A 732-nucleotide genomic window follows, 5' to 3' on the forward strand; every position below is an offset into this window, starting at 1 on the left:
CCGTTCAGATGATCGCGCATAAAGCCCGCGAACAGATGCTCCAGGGTGTGGATACCGCGTTCCGGCATCACTTCCTGGTTCGGTACGCAGAAGCGCAGATCGAAAACGGTGATTTCATCGCCATGCGGCGTGTTCATTTTCTTCGCGACACGCACCGCTGGGGCTTCCATTCGGGTATGGTCGACTGTGAAACTATCTAACAACGGCATTCGTCACCTCCGGGAGTGAATTTTTTTAAAATAAAATGAACTCTTTGTTCAGCCGCGAGTCTCAGTATATGAAAGACGCGCATTTATTATCATCATCATCCCTGAATCAGAGATGAAAGTTTGGCCACAGTGATGTGGCCTTTTTCTTTTCCAGCGCTACGCGTGCCGCGCCAGCAGCGCCTCAAACGGCTCGCTGTCTTCAGCTTCCACTTTCTTCTGTCGCGCCACCGACGCGTCGCGCTCGGCGATAAAATCGTCTTCGCTCAGGATCTCCAGCGGCTCTTCGCGCAGCTGCGTCCGGTAACGATCGGCAAGCGCACGGCCGGTACCGCCAATGCCTTCTTCAATCATAGAACGCAGAATGCGGGCTGAGAAGGTTAATTCCGGATCGTCAAAGCAGGCCAGCAGCTCGTCGCAGACCTGCTGATATGCCTGGCCACCGTGGATACTGTCCAGGGTCTGCGCCACGCGGCGTAAATCGCGGAACAGATCTTTGCCCACCTGAGCCAGCGGGAACTGCGCG

At 55.3% G+C, this 732-nt stretch carries 2 protein-coding genes; both read right to left on the minus strand.

Going from position 1 to position 732, the window contains the following annotated elements:
- Window positions 1-209, minus strand: a 209-nt coding sequence (locus FJV41_RS55110; protein WP_141649544.1) for an S-ribosylhomocysteine lyase, incomplete at its 3' end; no start/stop codon positions are given.
- 156 nt (window positions 210-365) lie between these two features.
- On the minus strand, window positions 366-732 hold a 367-nt coding region (locus FJV41_RS55115; RefSeq protein WP_246137913.1), incomplete at its 5' end, for a hypothetical protein.

Origin of the sequence: Myxococcus llanfairpwllgwyngyllgogerychwyrndrobwllllantysiliogogogochensis (genome assembly GCF_006636215.1) — a bacterium.
In the GTDB taxonomy this organism is placed as follows: Bacteria; Myxococcota; Myxococcia; order Myxococcales; family Myxococcaceae; genus Myxococcus; species Myxococcus llanfairpwllgwyngyllgogerychwyrndrobwllllantysiliogogogochensis.